Raw genomic sequence first — 14,117 nt, 5'->3', positions numbered from 1 at the left:
GTGATCTCGGTGACGTTGCCGGGCGGCATCGCGCTCGACCAGGCCGCGTTGCGCCCGATCAGCCGGGCGTTGCGGCGGATATGCTCGGGGTCATCCAGCAGAATGCCTTTGGGTGCGGTGACAATCCCGGCCCAGAGCGGCTCGGCGGCGTGACACATGCTGCATCGCGACGTCACGATGCCTTCGACATCGGCAAAAGTCGAAGGCTCGGCCAGCGATCCCGCCTTGATATCCCGCGGGCCGGCGGCGGACAAAAGCCCGATCGCCACCATGCTGGCGCCGGCGACACCCCAAACCCACCACGGCGATTTCCGTCCGGCGTGGCCTTCATTGAAGAAATGCCGGATGATCGGACCCAGCGCCAGCAGGATCGCGACGATCAGCCAGTTGAAGCGGGTGGCAAACAGAAGCGGATAATGGTTGCTGATCATCAGCGCGATCACCGGCAAGGTCAGATAATTATTGTGGACCGATCGCTCTTTGCTGGTTTGACCAAGTTTGGGATCGGGAGATTTGCCGGACAACAGCGCGGCGACGATCTTCTTCTGATTGGGAATGATCACGGTGAAGACATTGGCGACCATGATGGTGCCGACGATGGCGCCGATCTGGTTGAAGGCGCCGCGGCCGGAGAGAACGTGGGTGAAGGCAAAGGTGAGTGCGACCAGGAACAGGTAACCGCCGATCGCAAAAGGCAGTTCGTGGCGGGCGAGGCCGGTCCGGCAGGCGCCTTCGTACAAAAGCCAGGCCAGCGCGAGGCTGCACAGGCTGAACAGGCCGGCCTGCAGCGGCGTCAAATCGAAATTGGATTTGTCGACCAGAAAGAGCTCGGCATCGAGATAGTAGACGACGACCATCAGCGCAAAACCGGACAGCCAGGTCGTATAGGCCTCCCATTTGAACCAGGTAAGTTCGTCCGGCATTTTCGCCGGCGCGACCAGGTATTTCATGATCCGGTAGAAGCCGCCGCCGTGGACCTGCCACGCCTCGCCATAGACGCCTTCGGGCAGATCGCGGCCGGGCTGCAAACTAAGGTCGAGGTGAATGAAATAGAACGAACTGCCGATCCATGCGACGGCAGCCACCACGTGCAGCCAACGCAGGATAAGACTAGCCCATTCCGTCAGTATGGACACCCACATGACAGCCCCTTGCTTCCAAAATGCCGGCAAAAAACCCCATTGCACGGGACTTTAGAACCTCCCGTCGATCCAACGCAATCTGTCAGCTGTCACGTTTTGATGCAACCAGATCGCCGGTGGTCTCGGCGTCGAAGCCGGCCGTGCCAACACGGCCGAAGAGTTGCCCGCGCAATATCGATCGTTCGCCGCGGAGGCTTTGCATCTGAGAGCCCGCGATCTCATGAAGGTTTGACCCGCGACGGAAGTCTGTGCGCTTGACTTCAATTATAATTCCGTCTCCGCTCTCGCCGCAGACCAAATCAGATGCCGGATGCGAATTGGGCAGCAAGGTAACATGCAAAGCGAGCCTGCCGCCGTTAGTCGGCGCGATCTTTTGTCCCTGATCGGAGTGGTCTGCGGCAGCGCGGCGATGTACCACGCCATGACTTCTCTGGGGTTCGCATCCGACTCCGGATACAAGGGTCCGATCAAGCTTGACGGCGATCCGAAGGGCACTTCCGTGCTGATCCTGGGTGCCGGGCTTGCCGGCATGACGGCGGCGCTGGAGTTGCGCAAGGCCGGATACAGCGTCCAGATTCTGGAGTTCAACAGCCGCCCCGGAGGCCGCAACTGGACCTTGCGGGGTGGGGATTCGTTCACCGAACTCGGCGGCGCCAGGCAGAGCTGTGAATTCGAGCAGGGCCTCTATATCAACCCCGGCCCGTGGCGGATTCCCTATCACCATCGCGCGGTGCTGGATTACTGCAAACGGCTCGGTGTCACGCTCGAGCCGTTCATCCAGCTCAATCACAACGCGCTTCTGCATTCGACCATGGCGTTCGCGGGCGTGCCGCAGCGCATTCGCGACATCAAGAGCGATTTCCAGGGCCAGATCGCGGAATTGCTGGCCAAGGTAACCCAGCAGGGCAAGCTCGACGAGGCCGTGTCGAAGCAGGATCGCGAGATCCTGCTGCAGGCATTGAGGTCATGGGGCGCGCTCGACCACGACTACGCCTACAAGGCAAATCTCATCTCGGCTGATTTCCGCGGCTATGCCAAGGCTCCCGGCGGCGGCCTCGATGCCGCGCCGGTGCCGGGCGAGCCGATCGGTCTCGCCGACATCCTGAAATCGCGGCTTTGGCGCTACCTGCAGAATTTCGCGCTGCATACGTTCCAGACCACGATGTTTCAGCCGGTCGGCGGCATGGACATGATCGGCAAGGCATTCGCCCGCGAAGTCGGCAACGTCATTCGTTACAATGCCAAGGTGACCCGGATCCAGCAGGATGATCATGGCGTCACGGTCACCTATGCCGATCCCGGGGATCCGGCGACACCGCACGAGGCCAAAGCCGATTGGTGCGTCTGCACCATCCCATTGTCCATTCTGAGCCAGCTGCCACTCGACGTCGGCGCCCGGATGAAAGCGGCCATCGATGCCGTGCCCTACGCGGCCTCGGTCAAGATCGGCTTGCAGTTCCGGCGCCGCTTCTGGGAAGAGGACGAGGCGATCTACGGCGGCATCAGTTATACCGACCTGCCGATCCGGCAGATCGCCTATCCGAACACCGGCTACAACGCCTCGGGCCGGGGTGTGCTGCTCGGCGCCTATCTTTTCGAAGGGGCGAACGCCTACGAATTCACGTCGATGCCGCCGGCCGAGCGGGTCGCCAAGGCCGTCGAATTCGGTGCCATCCTTCATCCGCAATACCGCGCCGAATTCGAGAATGGCATCGCCATCGCCTGGCATCGGATGCCCTTTACCTTGGGCTGCGCCGGCAGCTGGACTGACGCGGCGAGAGCGGATCATTATAATGATCTCTGCCAGATCGACGGCAGGATCGTGCTGGCGGGGGAACATGCCTCCTACATTCCGGCATGGCAGGAGGGAGCCATTCTATCCGCCCTCGATGCCATCACCCGGCTGCACCAGCGCGTCGTCAAAACCTGAAGCAATGTCACTCAGGTTCTGTCTTACAGGTACTATTCAGGCCATGCCTTTAAACTCGAACCTTCGCAACGCGCTCGCCTGGACGATTGCCGTGGTGCTCCTGCTATTTTGCTTCAAGGGCTTCGCACAAAGCACCCGCCATGAACCAGCCTTGAGCGCAGGCTTCGGGTTTTCCGAGACCAGCGGCGAGGAATTGTTCGCAAATGTCTGTCAGGGCTGCCACATGTCTGACGGTAGAGGTGCGGCTGGGGCTGGGGCCTATCCGTCGCTCGTGGCCGATCGAAATCTTCAGGCCGGTGGCTACCCGGTCGCGGTCGTCGTCAACGGACAGCGCGGTATGCCGGCATTCGGGGCCATGATTAGTGACGATCAGGTTGCCGCCGTTGTGAACTACCTGCGGACCCATTTCGACAACAGCTACCAGGATGCGGTTTCGGCCGAGGACGTCAAGCTTGTCCGTCGGTAGAAATTCCCACATTCGCCGCTAACATGCGGTGTCTCTATCGACTTGTTAAAATGCTGTCCGGCGGCGGCTCGCAAATGACAGAAGCCGGTCGCAGGTGGCGGCCGGCTTCTGACTAAAGATGACGTCCGACTTTTGGTTCAACGGCCGGCGGGTGCCGAGAGCGCGCCGCCTTCGTAGTGCGACCAGTCAGGTTGTACCGACGGAGCCGTCCAGATATAGGCGTTGGCATTACGAGACTGCTCGTTCACCGCCGCACGGTCCGCTTTCGGGGCCCTGTGATGCGTCGCGGCCGCGGCAATCTGGACGGTCGACACTGCAATCAACGTTGAAACAAATACGTTCAGAATGATCTTTCGCATTGCTAATACTCCCTTGTTAAAGCGCATCGCCAGCGGGGCAAAATGCGTTCCGCCATGTCAGCGCCTGCTGCAGATAATGTTGGGAGATGCAGGCTTATACACTACCGTCGATCACGAGTCGGCGAGCAAATTTATTGGTCAGAAGTGTTTTGAGGCTAAATATTCGGCAGGTGAGCCCTGGGCGTCCTTCTGTTTGCGGCCAAACAGCTTTATAGACTTTTTTTGGCCGATCCGGTTCAATGGGTCCGGCAGCCTGTTCCCGGAGAGCGAAGCCCATGAAGAAGCTTGTGTTTGCCATTCTCCTGACCGCATCATCGCCGGCCCTTGCGCAAACCAAATTGCTGCCCAAGGGCGTGACCGCGCGGGTCGACAACTGCGCGCCAATTGGCCGCACGGAAGACGGCAAGCTGGTCTATTCGATGAAGTGCGAGAACATGCCGGCGCCGCCACCGCCGCCGCAGGCCGAAGTCAAGGAAGCGCCGGCTCCGGAGCCCGAGCCCGAAGTGCGCCGGACCGGAATTTTCGGTCTGTCGTATGAAAGAAAGCGGCCGGACGAATAGGCCCGGGCATTTCGGATCAAGGGCACCGGCCACCCGCCTGGAATGGCCAGCCTCGACCGGGTCTCGGCTTGGCAAAAGACCCGAAAATTTCCGGATCGGCTGGAATGGTCCTTGCTTCCGATCGGTGCGGCTGCAATCTGTTGGTCAAGGCGGTCCCTCGCAGCCAATCACGGGTTTCATGCATGAGCCAACTCATTGTCCACGCCGGCGACTTCACGTTTCAGGCCCGGTTTGAAGAACAGCTGGCGCCGAAGACCTGCGCGGCCTTCCGCCGGGCGATGCCGTTCGAGAGCCAGGCGATCCATGTGCGCTGGAGCGGGGAGGGGGTCTGGATGCCGCTCGGCGATCTCGATTTCGGCGTCTCTTACGAGAACCACACCAGCTATCCTGCGCCGGGCCAGATCATTCTTTATCCCGGCGGCATCAGCGAAACCGAAATTCTGCTGGCCTATGGCGGGGTGCATTTCGCCAGCAAGGTGGGCCAGCTCGCCGGCAATCACTTCATCACGCTGACGTCGGGGCTTCAGAATTTGCCGGCGCTGGGCAAGACCGTGCTGTGGAAGGGCGCGCAGAGAGTCCGCTTCGAGGAAGTATGAATGGCGGAAGCCGGATACCCGAGGGATCTCCAGGGCTATGGCCGCAACCCGCCCGATCCGCGCTGGCCCGGTCAGGCGCGGGTCGCCGTGCAGTTCGTGGTGAATTTCGAGGAAGGCGGCGAAAATAACATCCTGCATGGCGACCGCGCCTCGGAGGCGTTTCTATCGGACGTATTGGGCGCGCAGCCCTGGCCGGGGCAACGCCACGCCAATATCGAATCGATGTTCGAATATGGCTCGCGCGCCGGCTTCTGGCGGTTGTGGCGGATGTTCACCGAGCGCAGGCTGCCGGTGACGGTATTTGGCGTCGCAACCGCGTTGAAAAGAAATCCGCAGGTGGTCGCCGCCATGAAAGAAGCGGGTTGGGACATCGCCAGCCACAGCCTGAAATGGGTCGAGCACAAGGACATGTCGGAGGCGGAGGAGCGGGTGGAGATCGCGGACGCGATCCGCGTCCATACCGAGGTCACCGGACAACGCCCGCTCGGCTGGTATACCGGGCGGACCTCGATCAACACGGTGAGGCTGGTGATGGAGGCCGGCGGCTTCCTGTATTCCTGCGACTCCTATGCCGACGATCTGCCGTACTGGGTCAAGAGCCCGGCGGGGCCGCATCTGATCATTCCCTACAGCCTCGATGCCAACGACATGCGTTTCGTCAACGCGCAGGGCTTCGGCGGCGGCGATCAGTTCTTCAGCTACCTCAAGGACAGTTTTGACGTGCTGTATGCCGAGGGCGAGACCGCGCCGAAGATGATGTCGGTGGGCCTGCACTGCCGCGTGGTCGGCCGTCCCGGGCGCGCGGCGTCGCTGATGCGCTTTCTCGACTACATCACGAATCATGAGCGCGTGTGGGTGCCGACGCGGCTGCAGATCGCGCAGCATTGGCACGCCCATCTCGCGCATCTTGCCGTCAATGCGCCCAGCGTCGGGTAGGCGGACTGTCATGTCGCAAAAAACGCTCTCCGAATTGAACGCCTGCGGCAAGGACGACTTTGTCGCCGCGCTCGCCAATATTTTCGAATATTCACCCTGGATCGCCGAGCAGGCCGCCGCGGCGCGGCCGTTCGCCGGCGTCAGGCAATTGTTCGATGCGATGAAGGCCGAGGTCGACCGCGCGCCCTTTGAACTGCGCCTGGCGCTGATCAAGGCCCATCCCGATCTCGCCAACAAGACGCAGCGTGCCGCCGGGCTCACCGCCGAATCCGATGCGGAGCAGAACAGCCTCGGTCTCGACCGGCTCTCGGACGCCGAATACGAGGCCTTCGAGCGCGTCAACAACGCCTATCGCGCCAAGTTCGGCTTTCCCTACATCGTCAGCGTCCGCCGGCATACCAAAGACTCCGTGCTGCGCGATTTCGAACGGCGTCTGCCCAACGATGCCAAAACCGAAATGCAGAAGTCGATCGAGGAGATCTGCCGGATCGCGGCGTTGCGGGTCGATCATCTCGTCGCCGGCGACGACCGGCTGCAGGTGCATGGGCGGCTCTCGACCCATGTGCTCGATACCCACAGCGGCCGGCCGGCGGCGGGGATTGCGCTCGAACTGATCGAGCTATCCGAACTCGGCGTCCCCCGGCTGGTGACGCGGGCGACCACCAACGCGGATGGCCGCACCGATCAGCCCCTGATCGGCGGCCGTCCGGTGCCGATCGGGCGCTACGAGCTGACCTTCAGCGTCGGCAAATACTTTGCCGAGCGCCAGGTGCCGACATCCGATCCGCCGTTCCTTGATCAAATTCCGCTGCGGTTTTCGGTGAGCGAGCCCGAAGGCCATTTGCACGTGCCGCTTTTGGTGACGCCCTGGAGTTATGCGACCTATCGGGGCAGTTGAGCGACCTACATCACACGTGCTGCGCCGAGGCCGCGACCGCCGCCGCGTCGGCTTGCGCGCTTTCCTTGCTGCCGAGGCCATTGAAGAACGCGTTCAGCAACACCGCGACGACCGCGCAGAGCAGGATGCCGGATTCCAGCAGCGGCTGCAGATCATGGGGCAGGTTGTGCAACAGTGTAGGAGCGGCGAGCGGGATCATGCCGAAGCCGACCGAGACCGCGACAATGAACAGGTTGAAGCCGTTGGTCTTGAAATTGACCGCGGTGAGAATGCGCGCGCCGGTCGCCGCCACCATGCCGAACATGACGAGGCCGGCGCCGCCGAGCACCACCTGGGGCACGGCTTCAACCAGCGCGGACATTTTCGGCAGCAGGCCGAGCAGCATCATGATGCAGCCACCGGTGACCGTGACCCAGCGCGAGCGCACGCCGGTCACACTGACAAGGCCGACATTCTGTGAGAACGAGGTATAGGGAAAGGTATTGAACACCCCGCCGATCACGGTGCCCACGCCGTCGGCGCGCAGACCGCGGGTCAGCGCATCACGGTCGATGGTCTTGCCAGTGATCTCGCCCAATGCCAGGAACATGCCGAGCGATTCAATCATCACCACGACCATCACGATGCCCATGGTGACGATCGGCACCAGGTGAAATTCCGGAACCCCGAAGCGGAACGGGATCACCAGCGCCCCCCAGGACGCTGCCGCGACCTTTTCGAAATGCATCACGCCGAGCGCGCTGGCCAGGATCGCGCCGGCAATGATGCCGAGCAGCACCGAGACGTTGGCGATAAAACCGGTGCCCCATCGGATCAGACCAAGGATGACCAGCAGCACGAACAGCGCGATGCCGAGGCCCTGCAGCTGACCGTAAGCCGGATTGGGGAAGGCGCCCTGTACGCCATCGACAACCCTGGTTACCGTCGGCAAGCCGCCGCCCGCCCAGTTGATGCCGACGCGCATCAGCGAAATTCCGATCACCAGGATGATGCTGCCGGTGACGACGGGAGGAAATAGCGGCAGCAGCCGGCTGATGAAAGGCGCGGCAACAATGCCAAATATGCCAGCAGCGATGACCGATCCATAGATGCCGAGCAGCCCGATATCGGGTGAGGTGGCCATCGACAACATCGGCCCGAGCGAGGCGAAGGTGACGCCCATCATCACCGGCAGCCGGATGCCGACGCCGGGAAAGCCGATGCACTGGACCAGCGTGGCAAGCCCGCAGGCGAACAGATCGGCGCTGATCAGGAAAGCCACGTCTTCCGGCGATAATTTGAGCACGCGCCCGATAATCAGGGGAACCGCGACCGCGCCGGCATACATCACCAGAACATGCTGCAGGCCGAGCACCAATAGGCGCGGCGTCGGCAGGATTTCATCGACCGGATGGATGGGGGTGCTCATGGATAGGCCTCCTGGCCCAGGCGCCGTTTTGCGTATCGACTGGATTGAGCCAATACAAGGCCCGTGCCAACGGCCGTTTTCCTATCGGACTGCGTTCTCGACAGCTGGCACGAACGTTGCTCCTCTGAGGCGAAAACCCGCAAATTCGCCGGTTCAACTGGAGGTGTGGCCCGTGCCGCTGATCAAGAACACCTATGGAAAGGGCCGTGTCCGCGTCATGCGGATCCATCGCGACGGCGATCGGCACGAGGTCAGCCAGCTCAACGTCAAGGCCATGATCGAGGGCGACTTCGCCCGTGCCTATACCGAGGCCGACAACTCGACATCGGTTTCCACGGACACCATCAAGAACGTGGTCAACGTGGTTGCCCGCGAGAACATCGGGCTCTGCCCGGAGGAATTCTGCCAGGTATTGGCGAAGAAATATCTCGACAGCTACCCGCAGGTGACTTCGGTTGCGGTGAGCGCGCACGAGACAAAGTGGAGCCGCCTGAGTTTCGGCGGCAAGCCGCATCCCCATGGTTTCGTTCTCGACAGCAACGGCAAACCGACCGTCGAAGTCAGCGCAACGCGGGGCGGCGGTTCGACGCTGACATCGGGCATGGACGGTTTTACCTTCATGAAGTCGACCCAGTCGGGCTGGGAGAATTACTACAAGGATCCCTACACCACGATTCCGCCTACCAACGACCGGATGTGCGCCACCAGCATGGTGGCGTCGTGGAAATGGTCGGGCAAGCCGGCAAGCTATCCGGCCGCCAACGCAAAGATCCTCGCGACGCTGCTTGAGGTGTTCGCCACCACCTACAGTCCGAGCGTGCAGAACAGCCTGTATCGCATGGGCGAGGCCGTGCTGGCGGCGGTGCCGGAAATTTCCGAGATCAGCATGGCCTGCCCGAACATCCACTACCTCCTGGTGAACCTCTCGGCCTTCGGGCTGGATAACAAAAACGAGCTCTTTCTGCCGACCGACGAACCGCACGGCCAGATCGAATGCACGGTGGGGCGGGGGTGAGCTGCTAGTCACCGGGCTGAATGGGGCAATGAGCTCAGTAGAGCGGCAGCCACACAATGCCGCAGGGGCCGTTGCAGCGATTGCACTGGGCTGGCTGGCCGAAAGTGCTGGCCAGTTGCCATTCCTGGGATTCATTGCTCCACTGGGCCACCGCGTGAGAGACGATATCGTCGGAGTGGCAGTTACAGCAGACTGGTGTTGACCGTGTCGCTCGCCGGTCGACCATTTGTGCCGGCTCTGAATTTGAGTTGAACGGATTAAGAAGTAACGCGTCTCTCATGCTGTTTTCCCTGACGACTCGAACCCGAAATTTTTCTCCTGCATGAGATTAACTCTGGAGTGACGGGCGTGTCTTGGCCGGAGCCCCTCGTTGCTGTGGATGGATTGTGGCGTTCGACCCCTCGGCGGCGGCGCCCCGAATGTGAATGACCGGCGCGACATAATTCCCGGTTATCGCGGCAGTTCAGCCGGCACAGCAATTCAGATCAGGCATCTCTGAAGACACAACTTGGCGCGACAGTATTGGCGAACTACGACCCAAACTTCTCCTGTAGCAAAGGAAATAATCGATCCGGCTTGAACGGCACCGCCGTGAAGCGGATGCCGGTGGCGTCGGCGAGCGCATTGCCGAGCGCGGCGGCGACCGGGTTGTAGGGGCTTTCGCTCATCGACTTGGCGCCCATCGGCCCGATCGTATCGACGGTGTCGGCGAACAGCACCTCGGTGCGCGGAATATCGGCGAATGACGGCAGGTGATAATCGCGGAATTTGGCATTTACGACGCGGCCCCTGTCGTCGATCACCATCTCCTCGTACAGCGTGGCGCCGAGCGACTGCGCGACGCCGCCCTCGACCTGCCCGCGGCACTGCATGGGATTGGCGACCCGGCCGGCATCCGCCGCCTGCACGCTTTTGAGGATTTTTATTTCGCCGGTGCCTTTGTTTACGGCAACGCGAAAGCCCTGCACGTTGAACGCGACCGACCGCGGCGTGCCTTCCGACGTGCCGCTGGCGCGCAGCGTTTTTGCCTCGCTGCGCGCAATCTCCGCGATCCGAGCAAACGACAGACGCTGCTTGCCGCAGATCACGGCATCATTTTCAAGCGTGCAGGATGCGGCATCCATTCCAGCCGCCCGGCCAGCAAAAGCCTTCAGTTCGCCGGACATATTTTCGGCCGCATGCTGGGTCGCGAGGCCAGCGACAAAGGTGCCGGTGCTGCCATAGGCGCCGGTGTCGTGGCCGCCATGGGCGGTGTCGGATTGCCTGAGGCGGATTTGATCGACCGTGGTGGCCAGCGCCGATGCGGCGATCTGGCGATGCACCGTCGAGGTGCCGTTGCCGAACTCGGCTGTGCCGACCGTCAGCTCGAAGCCGCCATCCTCGCGCAGCGAGATCGAGGCATCGGCGATGTGCCCGTCCGGCGGCACGGTATCGATCATGGTCAGCGCGATGCCCTCGCCGGTCAGCCAGTCGGCCGAGAGCCCGGTTTTAGGGGCTTCCTCTCGCATCGCGCGCTCGACCAGATCGAGGCACTGATCGAGCCCGTAAGAGCCGTAGATCACATCGGTATGCTCGGAGCCGGGCGGCGACAGCATGGGATCGCCGGGTTTTATCACATTGCGGCGGCGGAATTCGTACGCGTTGATGCCGAGGCCTTTTGCGAGTTCGTCGATCGCAGCCTCCACGGCGAACAGTGTCTGCGGCAGGCCATAGCCCCGGAACGCGCCCGCCGGCACGGTGTTGGTGTAGGCGACGACGGCATCGACCTTCTTGTTGGGGCAGTTATACACGGCGATGCACTCGCCGACGGCGTGAAGCAGCACCGGACCGGCATGATTGCCATAGGCACCGGTATTTGAAAGCACGTCGAGCTGCAATGCCGTCAGTTTGCCTTCACTGTCGGCCCCGGCCTTGACCGCGACGCGCATCGGATGCCGCGTCGAGGTGGCGATGAATTGTTCCTCGCGGGTGAGTTCAAGCTTGACGGGGCGCCCGGTCTTCAGCGCGGCGAGCGCCAAAATATCCTCGACGAACATTTCCTGCTTGCCGCCGAAGCCGCCGCCGACACGTTCGCAATAGACCCGGACCTTGTCGGGCGCGAGGTTGAAAATATCCGCCAGTGCCCGCCGCGTCAGGAACGGCGTCTGGGTGCTGGAGCGAACGTTCAGGATGCCGTCGCTATCGAGCCAGGCAAGCCCGCCATGGGTTTCCAGCGCGGCGTGCTGGACCCGCTGGGTGGTGAATGTTCCCTCATAGGTGACCGCGGCCTGAGCCAGCGCGCGGGCAACATCGCCATATTCGCCATGGGTTTCCGCCACGATATTGTGTCGCGCGTCGGCGACCCGCTGCGCGGGCGTCTTGTCGCCGTGCAGCACCGGCGCGCCCGCCGCGATCGCCTGCGCCGGATCGATCACGGCGGGCAGGATCTCGTAGTCGACCTTGAGGCGGCGGCAGCCATCCTCGGCGGCGGCCTCGCTCTCCGCGACCACGGCGGCAACCTTCTGTCCGATGAAGCGGACGACCTGGTCGAGAACGCGGGTGTCGTCGGGGTCCATCCAGGCCTTTTCGTGCCGCGCGGTGGAGAACAGGCGATCCGGCGCGTCTTCAAAGGTCAGCACCGCATGAACACCGGGAACGCGCAGCGTTGCTGACTTGTCGATCGAAATGATTTTGGCGTGGGCATGCGGCGAGCGCAGCATCTTGACATGCAGCAGGCCCGCGATCGCCATATCGAACGTGTAGCACGCCGCGCCGCGTACCACCTGTGGGCCGGCCGGCGCCGGCAGGCTGCGGCCGAACGCGGTCCCCGCGGCCGCGTCTTCGATATTGGTCCTGCCATCGAGTGCGTCTTCGATCGCGCGATAGCCGGTGCAGCGGCATAAATTGCCTTTCAGCGAAGCGCCGAGATCCTGCCGCTGCGCCTGGTTCAGCGAGGCGCAGGTCAGGATCATGCCCGCGGTGCAGAACCCGCACTGGAAAGCCTGCGCATCGAGAAAGGCCTGCTGCATCGGATGGGTGCCGCCATCCGGGGCGAGACCTTCGATGGTGGTGACGGCATGGCCATCGGCGCGGAAGGCGGGGATCAGGCAAGAGTGCACCGGCTCGCCATCGACCAGCACGGTGCAGGCGCCACAATCGCCGGCGTCGCAGCCTTTCTTGACGCCGAAATGGCCGAGCTCGCGCAAGAAAGTGCGCAGGCACTGTCCGGCGCGCGGCGCGTGCGAAAACTGCCGGCCGTTGATCTGATAGCTCATGGCCGCGCCTGGCCCTGCAATTCGCTGCGAATTTCCTCGGCAAGGCGCAGCGTCATGTGCTTTCGCCACGCCGGCTTGCCATGCACGTCGTCATGATAAACCTGGTCGGGAATGTGGTGCAGGATTGCATCCCGCAGTTCGCCTGCGCCGGGAACTGAGGGAAAAGCGAGTTTTACCGGCCGCACCGTCGAAGCCGTCACCGTCAGCGCCAAGGCGCCCTCGCTGCTGACGCTGCCGATCAGCAAGGCTGCCGAACGGCCGACCGGGGTCAGCGAAATCTGGCGGAAGGCGGTGCGACGCTTCAGCGCCGCGAGCGGAATATCGATCTGGCGCAACAGATCGCCGGCGGCGAGCAGGTTGCGTTGATTGCCGGTGACGAAGTCGGCGACGCTGACGCGCTGCTCACCGCCGTCGGCCTTCCAGATCGTGCAGACGCCGTCGAGCGCCGATGTCAGCGAGATCATCGGCCCCGCCGGCAAGGACATGCAGAGGTTGCCGCCGACGGTTGCGGTTTTCCATATCTTGAAGGATGCCAGAAATGCCCGGCAACACTGATTGATCAGCGGCGCTGCGGGCCAGTCCGGCGGACAGGCCAGGGCATCAAGCTGGGCAACGGTGCAGGTCGCCGCGATTGTGAGCCCGCTGTCCTCGATCGTGAGCGCCGGCCATTTCAAATCGGCGAGATCGATCAGCCGCGTCAGATGGACCTGGGGCTCCGAGAACAGCCAAGTGCCGCCCGCGAGCCAAGCATCACCTGCCGCCCAAACAGGCATCTGCGCCCGCGACTGTGGGCGAGCAACCGCGCTAATGGTGTTCAAATCCATGGATAGGCTAAAGCTTTCAACGAGATGGTTCTGCCGCTGCGGAGTCCTGCAAGACCGGCGCCAACTTCCTCGGCGGGATAGACTGGTCTTTGAATTGCAGGGCTGGCCAAGCCGGCAATTGCAGGAAGGCGAGGCCGTGGTTTTGCAATTGCGATTTTAGGGGAGAGGGCAGCAGCATGGATGCAAAGCGCGCGATCTGGATCAAGGATCCCCAGGGCATCCTCGCCGAAGGCGCGGAACGCGGCATCGTCGTGCAGAACGGCAGGATCGTCGAACTGGTGCCGAAAGGCGGCCAGCCGGCCACGCCGGCGGGGTTTTTTGAAGCCGGCGACCACGTCGTTCTCCCGGGGCTGATCAATACCCACCATCATTTCTACCAGACCCTGACCCGGGCGCTGCCGGCGGCGCTGGATCGCGAGCTGTTTCCCTGGCTGCAGGCGCTTTATCCGGTATGGGCGCGGCTGACGCCGGAAGCGCTCAATCTCGGCGTTACCGTGGCGATGTCTGAACTGCTGCTGTCTGGCTGCACCACCACGACAGATCATCATTATGTTTTCCCGGCCGGGCTGGAGGAGGCCGTCGATATCGAAGTCGCGGTCGCGCAGCGGCTGGGGTTGCGGGTCTTGCTGACCCGTGGCTCGATGAACCGTTCGCAGCGCGACGGCGGATTGCCGCCCGACAGCGTCGTCCAGGACGAAGACACCATCCTCGCCGACAGCGAACGGGTGG

The 14,117-nt window shown here is 62.6% G+C and carries 13 protein-coding genes; 8 read left to right on the top strand and 5 right to left on the bottom strand.

The features are described 5' to 3' along the window. Positions 1–1,142, bottom strand: a 1,142-nt coding sequence (locus ABSG20_RS15100) for a urate hydroxylase PuuD (RefSeq protein ID WP_423865306.1), incomplete at its 3' end; no start/stop codon positions are given. A gap of 334 nt (positions 1,143–1,476) precedes the next feature. On the opposite strand from ABSG20_RS15100, the gene ABSG20_RS15095 reads away from it, so the two are divergent. Further along, entirely contained in the window at positions 1,477–3,072 is a 1,596-nt protein-coding gene (locus ABSG20_RS15095; RefSeq protein WP_423865305.1) for a flavin monoamine oxidase family protein, read from the top strand. Between the two features lie 151 nt (positions 3,073–3,223). Beyond that, the gene (locus ABSG20_RS15090) at positions 3,224–3,538 is read left to right on the top strand and encodes a c-type cytochrome (RefSeq protein WP_423865304.1); all 315 of its coding nucleotides are present in this window, start codon (positions 3,224–3,226) and stop codon (positions 3,536–3,538) included. 137 nt (positions 3,539–3,675) lie between these two features. Here ABSG20_RS15090 and ABSG20_RS15085 read toward each other — a convergent pair whose 3' ends face one another. Further along, positions 3,676–3,897, bottom strand: coding sequence for a hypothetical protein (locus ABSG20_RS15085; RefSeq protein WP_423865303.1), 222 nt, complete (start codon positions 3,895–3,897; stop codon positions 3,676–3,678). Positions 3,898–4,172: 275 nt separating this feature from the next. On the opposite strand from ABSG20_RS15085, the gene ABSG20_RS15080 reads away from it, so the two are divergent. The 4 genes from ABSG20_RS15080 to uraD all read left to right on the top strand — a co-directional run bounded on the left by ABSG20_RS15080 (position 4,173) and on the right by uraD (position 6,887). Continuing rightward, positions 4,173–4,457 (top strand): hypothetical protein, encoded by a 285-nt coding sequence (locus ABSG20_RS15080; protein ID WP_423865302.1) that lies wholly within the window; start codon positions 4,173–4,175, stop codon positions 4,455–4,457. A gap of 182 nt (positions 4,458–4,639) precedes the next feature. Beyond that, positions 4,640–5,053 (top strand): DUF3830 family protein, encoded by a 414-nt coding sequence (locus tag ABSG20_RS15075; RefSeq protein ID WP_423865301.1) that lies wholly within the window; start codon positions 4,640–4,642, stop codon positions 5,051–5,053. Next, positions 5,054–5,989: an allantoinase PuuE gene (gene puuE, locus ABSG20_RS15070; protein ID WP_423865300.1), complete on the top strand. Its 936-nt coding sequence runs from the start codon at positions 5,054–5,056 to the stop codon at positions 5,987–5,989. Between the two features lie 10 nt (positions 5,990–5,999). Next, positions 6,000–6,887, top strand: a complete 888-nt coding sequence (gene uraD / locus ABSG20_RS15065) for a 2-oxo-4-hydroxy-4-carboxy-5-ureidoimidazoline decarboxylase (RefSeq protein ID WP_423865299.1) — start codon at positions 6,000–6,002, stop codon at positions 6,885–6,887. A 10-nt stretch (positions 6,888–6,897) separates the two neighbouring features. Here the strand turns inward: uraD and ABSG20_RS15060 are convergent, their stop codons facing one another. Next, a complete protein-coding gene (locus ABSG20_RS15060) occupies positions 6,898–8,295 on the bottom strand; it encodes a nucleobase:cation symporter-2 family protein (RefSeq protein WP_423865298.1) in 1,398 nt (465 codons plus the stop codon). Between the two features lie 172 nt (positions 8,296–8,467). Here ABSG20_RS15060 and pucL point away from each other — a divergent pair, with 172 nt between their 5' ends. Next, a complete protein-coding gene (pucL, locus tag ABSG20_RS15055) occupies positions 8,468–9,310 on the top strand; it encodes a factor-independent urate hydroxylase (RefSeq protein ID WP_423865297.1) in 843 nt (280 codons plus the stop codon). Between the two features lie 530 nt (positions 9,311–9,840). Here the strand turns inward: pucL and ABSG20_RS15050 are convergent. Then, the gene (locus ABSG20_RS15050) at positions 9,841–12,564 is read right to left on the bottom strand and encodes a molybdopterin-dependent oxidoreductase (RefSeq protein WP_423865296.1); all 2,724 of its coding nucleotides are present in this window, start codon (positions 12,562–12,564) and stop codon (positions 9,841–9,843) included. Further along, positions 12,561–13,388 carry an FAD binding domain-containing protein gene (locus ABSG20_RS15045; protein WP_423865295.1) on the bottom strand — a complete coding sequence of 276 codons (828 nt, stop codon included), beginning with the start codon at positions 13,386–13,388 and terminating at the stop codon, positions 12,561–12,563. Before ABSG20_RS15045 ends, ABSG20_RS15050 begins: the two co-directional genes overlap by 4 nt. Positions 13,389–13,564: 176 nt before the next feature. Here ABSG20_RS15045 and ABSG20_RS15040 point away from each other — a divergent pair. Then, the coding region (locus ABSG20_RS15040) for an amidohydrolase family protein (protein WP_423865294.1) at positions 13,565–14,117 on the top strand (553 nt) is incomplete at its 3' end.

Source organism: Bradyrhizobium sp. (assembly GCF_049512235.1).
Taxonomy (GTDB): domain Bacteria; phylum Pseudomonadota; class Alphaproteobacteria; order Rhizobiales; family Xanthobacteraceae; genus Bradyrhizobium.
This window is presented reverse-complemented; position numbering and strand designations above follow the sequence as displayed.

Bases quoted from the DNA above. Each gene is read 5' to 3' on its own strand.
- ABSG20_RS15060 (WP_423865298.1), bottom strand. From the start codon at position 8,295: ATGAGCACCCCCATCCATCCGGTCGATGAAATCCTGCCGACGCCGCGC.
- uraD (WP_423865299.1), top strand. From the start codon at position 6,000: ATGTCGCAAAAAACGCTCTCCGAATTGAACGCCTGCGGCAAGGACGAC.
- puuE (WP_423865300.1), top strand. From the start codon at position 5,054: ATGGCGGAAGCCGGATACCCGAGGGATCTCCAGGGCTATGGCCGCAAC.
- ABSG20_RS15050 (WP_423865296.1), bottom strand. From the start codon at position 12,564: ATGAGCTATCAGATCAACGGCCGGCAGTTTTCGCACGCGCCGCGCGCC.
- ABSG20_RS15095 (WP_423865305.1), top strand. From the start codon at position 1,477: ATGCAAAGCGAGCCTGCCGCCGTTAGTCGGCGCGATCTTTTGTCCCTG.
- ABSG20_RS15085 (WP_423865303.1), bottom strand. From the start codon at position 3,897: ATGCGAAAGATCATTCTGAACGTATTTGTTTCAACGTTGATTGCAGTG.
- ABSG20_RS15045 (WP_423865295.1), bottom strand. From the start codon at position 13,388: ATGGATTTGAACACCATTAGCGCGGTTGCTCGCCCACAGTCGCGGGCG.
- ABSG20_RS15080 (WP_423865302.1), top strand. From the start codon at position 4,173: ATGAAGAAGCTTGTGTTTGCCATTCTCCTGACCGCATCATCGCCGGCC.
- ABSG20_RS15075 (WP_423865301.1), top strand. From the start codon at position 4,640: ATGAGCCAACTCATTGTCCACGCCGGCGACTTCACGTTTCAGGCCCGG.